Source organism: Streptosporangium sp. NPDC006013 (genome assembly GCF_040614275.1).
Taxonomy (GTDB): Bacteria; Actinomycetota; Actinomycetes; order Streptosporangiales; family Streptosporangiaceae; genus Streptosporangium.
This window is the reverse complement of sequence record NZ_JBEXUE010000606.1, coordinates 1-5,211: the sequence shown is the minus strand read 5'-3', so window position 1 is coordinate 5,211 and position 5,211 is coordinate 1. Positions and strand designations below refer to the sequence as shown.

General features: G+C 68.4%; 7 protein-coding genes. 4 read left to right on the top strand and 3 right to left on the bottom strand.

All coding sequences use genetic code 11. From position 1 onward, the window contains the following. A partial coding sequence (locus ABZ260_RS45950) for an ATP-binding cassette domain-containing protein (protein WP_355630836.1) occupies positions 1 to 447 on the bottom strand: 447 nt, incomplete at its 3' end. Positions 448 to 523: 76 nt separating this feature from the next. Between ABZ260_RS45950 and ABZ260_RS45945 the strand changes: the two genes are divergently transcribed. Further along, positions 524 to 1,174, top strand: coding sequence for a TetR/AcrR family transcriptional regulator (locus tag ABZ260_RS45945; RefSeq protein WP_355630833.1), 651 nt, complete (start codon positions 524 to 526; stop codon positions 1,172 to 1,174). A 101-nt stretch (positions 1,175 to 1,275) separates the two neighbouring features. Then, a complete protein-coding gene (locus tag ABZ260_RS45940) occupies positions 1,276 to 2,217 on the top strand; it encodes an ion transporter (protein ID WP_355630830.1) in 942 nt (313 codons plus the stop codon). 11 nt (positions 2,218 to 2,228) lie between these two features. Here the strand turns inward: ABZ260_RS45940 and rpsD are convergent, their stop codons facing one another. Then, a complete protein-coding gene (gene rpsD, locus ABZ260_RS45935) occupies positions 2,229 to 2,843 on the bottom strand; it encodes a 30S ribosomal protein S4 (RefSeq protein WP_355630827.1) in 615 nt (204 codons plus the stop codon). 88 nt (positions 2,844 to 2,931) lie between these two features. Between rpsD and ABZ260_RS45930 the strand changes: the two genes are divergently transcribed. Beyond that, positions 2,932 to 3,657 (top strand): DUF2470 domain-containing protein, encoded by a 726-nt coding sequence (locus tag ABZ260_RS45930; RefSeq protein WP_355630824.1) that lies wholly within the window; start codon positions 2,932 to 2,934, stop codon positions 3,655 to 3,657. 224 nt (positions 3,658 to 3,881) lie between these two features. Here ABZ260_RS45930 and ABZ260_RS45925 read toward each other — a convergent pair whose 3' ends face one another. Next, positions 3,882 to 4,460, bottom strand: a complete 579-nt coding sequence (locus ABZ260_RS45925; protein WP_355630821.1) for an ATP-dependent Clp protease proteolytic subunit — start codon at positions 4,458 to 4,460, stop codon at positions 3,882 to 3,884. A gap of 483 nt (positions 4,461 to 4,943) precedes the next feature. Here ABZ260_RS45925 and ABZ260_RS45920 point away from each other — a divergent pair, with 483 nt between their 5' ends. After that, a complete protein-coding gene (locus tag ABZ260_RS45920) occupies positions 4,944 to 5,138 on the top strand; it encodes a CsbD family protein (protein WP_350920462.1) in 195 nt (64 codons plus the stop codon). Positions 5,139 to 5,211 lie beyond the last annotated feature (73 nt).

Genomic DNA, 5,211 nt, shown 5'->3' with positions numbered 1-5,211 from the left:
GACCAGCCCGAACGCGAGGTCGAACCGGCGGCGCTGGCCGCCGGAGAGAGCCCCGCCCGGCCGCTCCCGCAACGCGGTCAGCCCGAGTCGGCCGAGCACCTCGGCGACCCGCTCCCGCGCCTCGGCCGGGCGCATGCCGTAGAGCATCGCGTGGAGTTCCAACTCCTCCCCCACCGGGTTCGCCGGGGCGATCCCGCCGCTCTGGGACACGTAGCCGATGCTCCGCCGCACGCCCTTCGGGTCGGTGATCAGGTCGTGCCCGGCGACCGTGGCACTGCCCCCGGTGGGACGGAGCAGTGTGGTCAGCATGCGCATCGTGGTCGTCTTTCCCGCGCCGTTGGGACCGAGGAACCCGACGATCTCCCCGGCCTCCACCGCCAGGTCGACGCCCCGGACGGCCTCGACACCGCCGGGGAAGGTCTTGCTCAGAGCTGATGTCTTGATCATTTGATCGCCTCCATTCGTAAAGTAACACCAAATTTGGTGTCACTGCAAAATTTGTCCGACCCCATAGAATGACCTCATGAGTGAGGGCCTGCGTGAGCGCAAGAAGCGGGAGACCAGGGAGCGCATCTCCGACGTCGCCACCGGGCTGTTCATGATGCGAGGCTTCGACAACGTGACGGTGGCCGAGGTCGCCAGGGCCGCCGACGTGTCGGTCAACACGGTCTTCAACTACTTCGGCACCAAGGAGGACCTGCTCTTCGACCGGCGGCAGGAGGTGGAGGACCTGCCGAGCAGGGTGGTGCGGGAGCGCGGGCCGGGAGAGAGCGCGCTGGAGGCACTGCGCCGTGACTTTCTCGACGCGCTCGACACACGGCACCATCGCTATGGCTTTCACGAGGGCAGTGACGCCTTCACCCGGATGGTCGCCGAGAGCCCTTCACTCAACGCCCGGATCAGAGCGATGAACGAGGCGCGCGAGCAGGCCCTGGCCAGAACGCTCGCCGACGAGGCCGACGCCGACCCCGACGACCTCACCCCCGCGTTCGCCGCCGCCCAGATCTGCGCGGTGCTGCGCGGGCTGATGGTCCACGCCGTCCAGCGCATGCTCGCGGGCGAGACCCTCGACGCCATCGCCCCCGACCTGCGCCGGCAGGCCGAGTGCGCCTTCGAACTTCTGGAGTCGGGCATCGGCGGCTACTGCGTCAGGTCACCGAGCGCCCCGCACTGACCTGGCCCGACTCCCCGGGCGGAACCGGACCGCCGTCAACACGTTACGATCTTGGCTTGTCCTCGGCCATCCGACCCATCCGACCCCCTCAGGAGCCACCCGTGCCGACGCGCGAGCGTCTCCGCGCCGTGCTGGAAACGTCCCGTTTCCAGCACTTCATCACCGCCGTCATCGTGATCAACGCGGCCACACTCGGACTGGAGACCTCGACCGAGGCCGTCAAACGGTACGGCACGGTGCTCACCGTGATCGACCATCTGGCGCTCTACATCTTCGTCGCCGAACTGGCCGTCAAGCTCTACGCCCAGGGCTGGCGGTTCTTCCGCAACCCGTGGAACCTGTTCGACGCCGCGATCGTGACGGCCTCGCTGCTGCCCACCGCGGGTGGGCTCTCGGTGCTGCGGGCGCTGCGGATCCTGCGGGCGCTACGGCTGATCTCCGTGGTGCCGAGCCTGCGCAGGGTGGTGACCGCACTGCTCACCGCGGTGCCGGGGATGACCTCGATCGTGCTGCTGCTGGGACTTGTGCTCTACGTCGCGGCGGTGATGGGCACGAAGCTCTACCACGCCACCGCTCCTGAGTATTTCGGCGACCTGCCCACCTCGCTGTTCACCCTGTTCCAGATGATGACCGGGGACGCCTGGTCCGACATCACCCGCGAGGTGATGGACGAGCACCCGGAGGCGTGGGTGTTCTTCGTGGCGTTCATGCTGGTGTGCACGTTCGTGGTGCTGAACCTGTTCATCGCGGTGGTGGTCAGCGCGATGGAGGAGGAGCACGCCGAGGAGTCCGCGCAGGCGACCGCGGAGCTGGGGAGAACGGTGCTCGCCGAGTTGGCCGCGCTCCGGGCCGAGGTGCGGGAACTGCGGGACCAGGTCCCCGCGACGCGCGGCAGCGGTCCGGGTACGGCCGCGAACGGCGGGCCGGGGAGCAACGGCGCGGGGAGCAACGGTACGGGGAGCAACGGCGCGGGGAGCAACGGCGCGGGAGGCAACGGCGCGAAAAAGCCCGCCACCCGGAAGGCGGCGGGCCGGCGCCGCTGACAGGCGTCAGGTCAGCGCGAGTAGAACTCCACCACGAGCTGTTCGTCCACCGGGACCACGACCTGCTCGCGCAGCGGGCGGCTCAGCAGGGTGAAGCGGAGCTCGGCGTGGTCGACGCCGAGATAGGCGGCGACCCTCTCGTCCACGTACACGCCCTCGGAGGCGGCGACGAAGGGTTGCATCCGGCGTGACTTCTCGCGCACCGCGACGACCTGGCCCGGCCTGACCAGGTAGCTGGGAATGTCGACCTTGCGGCCGTCCACGGTGATGTGACCGTGGGCGACGTACTGGCGGGCCGCGTAGATGGACGGGGCGAGGCCGGAACGTAGCACCAGGGAGGCCAGGCGCGTCTCCAGCAGCACCACCAGCTCGGCGCCCGCACGGCCACCGCCGCGCAGCGCCAGGTCCCAGTAGCGACGCATCTGGCGCTCGGAGACGTCGTAGTACCAGCGCAGCTTCTGCTTCTCCAACAATCGCAGCCCGTAGTCACCGGTCTGCCGTCGGTTGGTCTTGCGACCGTGCTCACCCGGCGGGTAGGGGCGCTCCTCGAAGTATCGGACGGCCTTGCGGGTCAGCGGCACGCCCGCCCGGCGGGACAGGCGCACCTTCGGTCCGGTGTAGCGCACGCTCGCTCCTCTATGGTTAGGTTTACCTTAGTTAGGCAAGGCTAATCTTATACAGCAGTTTCTCCCCGACCTCAAGGAGAGCCGGTCCATGCAGCCAGTCACCGCTCCGCCGATCCCCGAGCGGGTCCGCACCCTCGCCGCCGGCGCCGCTCCCACCCACGTGTCCATCGCCGGAGGCGCCGGCCCCGCGATGCCCGCCAGAGGTGGTGTGGACGGCATCGGCCGGCCGGTGCTGCTCGTCCTGCCGGGCGACCCGCTCTATGGCGCCCGGGACGAGCCCGTGGTGACAGTGGACCTGACGTCGAACCGCTCGCTGGGGGAGCACGAGCTCTCGCGCGGCCTGCTCAAGGTGCAGGGATGGGCGCAGGCCGTGCCGGTGGCCGAGGTGCGGCGGACCGCTGTGGCGATCGCCGAGCGCTGCCCCGACGAGGCGCTGTTCGAGGTGCTGGAGGGGACGGAAGGTCCCAGGCTGCTACGGGTCGACGTCGGCAGGGTGATCTATCTGACCGGCCCCGAGTCGGGTGTGCTGGACGCCGAGGAGTATCTCGGCGCCGCCCCCGACCCGCTGATGGGCGAGGCCGAGCGCATGCTCCACCACGTCAACGGCGCCCATCGCAGGCAGCTGGAAGCCGCCCTGGGCTCCCTGCTCGCCGAGCCGGTGCCGGGGGCCTGGCTCTGGGAGCTCGACCGCTTCGGGGCGACGGTCCGCTGCGGCGTCGAGGACCCGACCCTGATCCGGCTCCCCTGGCCCTCGCCCATGACCGACGCCGAGTCTCTCGAGCACGCCGTACGCTGCCTGCTCTGCCACCGTTGACGGAGCGGCCGAGTGCGTCCGGGCAGCGGCTGGAAAAGCCCGGCCGAACGGCCGGGGAAGAGCGGAGGAAGTGCCGGAGAACGACCGACGCCGCTTTACCTCGTGGCTCCGTTTCCGGCAGCGGCCGGAAATGGAGCCACGCTATTCCAGGCGAAACCGCGCCGAGAGCAGGGTCGCTCTCCGCGAAAACCATCCCGAGCGAAAATCGCCTCGGGAACGGAATATCAGTTCTCGGACACCACCTCACTGGTGTTCCTGATGACCTGGTCGACGAAACCGTAGTCCCTGGCCTCGGTGGCGGTGAACCAGCGGTCGCGGTCCCAGTCCTCCTCGATCCGCTCCAGTGGCTGGCCGGTGTGGAAGGCGATCCGCTCGCGCATCACCTGCTTGGTGTAGAGCATCTGCTCGGCCTGGATGGCGATGTCGGCGGCCGTGCCGCCCAGGCCTCCCGAGGGCTGGTGCATGATCACTCTGGCGTGCGGCAGGACGTAACGCTTGCCGGGCGCACCCGAACAGAGCAGGAACTGCCCCATCGACCCGGCGATGCCCATGGCCACGGTGGCGACGTCGTTGGGGATGTACTGCATCACGTCGTAGATGGCCATGCCCGCCGACACCGAACCGCCGGGTGAGTTGATGTAGAGCCAGATGTCGCGCTGTTCGTCGTCGGCGGAGAGCAGGAGCAGCTCCCCGCAGATCCGGTTGGCGACCTCGTCGTTCACCTCGCTGCCGAGCACGACGATCCGCTTGCGCAGCAGCCGCTGGTACAACTGGTCTTCGGGGACGATCTGGGGACCGCTCATGTTCTCCACCTACTCCGAACCCGAGGTTTGCGAATAACGAACACCCGTGACCTTAGCCCCGCACGGAAGCATGATTTCCGTTCGTTCGCTGTGAGCGCTTTCCGCTGAAAGCGGAGGACCGGTCATTTCGTTTTCACGCCGGAGACGACGGTTTCACTCGTGAGGCATGGGTGTTTCACCCTCGTCGCGCGACACCCGAAGGCGGAAGAAACCTCCCGGTCCAGGGGTACGGCGGCGGGGGCGATCCCGCCACATGTGATGCTCACCACACCGTCTCCGACCCTTCCGTCAGACCCGTGCCACGGCGTCCGGCGCGGTACGCCCTGAACCGGATTCCGATGGCCTGCCCGTGCCACAGGGGCGTTGCCACCGGCCGATCGGCGCCGATTCCGGCCGGGTCCGAGACCGGGCGTGTTTACTCCCTCCCACAGCGGAGAAAGGGATTGCGTGGACCAAACTCCACAAAACGGGAGGAACTACACCATGGGTGCCGACGACAAGCTTTCCAACAAGGCGCAAGAGGCCAAGGGCAAGATCAAGGAAGGCGTGGGCCGCGCCACCGGCGACGAGCGCCTTGCGGCCAGGGGCAAGGACGACCAGGCCAGAAGCCGCCTCAAGCAGGCCGGAGAGAAGGCGAAGGACAGCGCGAAGAAGGTCAAGGACGCCTTCAAGAGCTGACTCAGGCCAGACCAACGGCTACCCGATGGGCATCCAGAACATCGTCAACGTCAATGCGCCGCTGTCGGGCTAC

Excerpts from the sequence above, each read along its gene's own strand:
- ABZ260_RS45930 (WP_355630824.1), top strand. The coding sequence starts at position 2,932 with ATGCAGCCAGTCACCGCTCCGCCGATCCCCGAGCGGGTCCGCACCCTC.
- ABZ260_RS45920 (WP_350920462.1), top strand. The coding sequence starts at position 4,944 with ATGGGTGCCGACGACAAGCTTTCCAACAAGGCGCAAGAGGCCAAGGGC.
- ABZ260_RS45925 (WP_355630821.1), bottom strand. The coding sequence starts at position 4,460 with ATGAGCGGTCCCCAGATCGTCCCCGAAGACCAGTTGTACCAGCGGCTG.
- ABZ260_RS45945 (WP_355630833.1), top strand. The coding sequence starts at position 524 with ATGAGTGAGGGCCTGCGTGAGCGCAAGAAGCGGGAGACCAGGGAGCGC.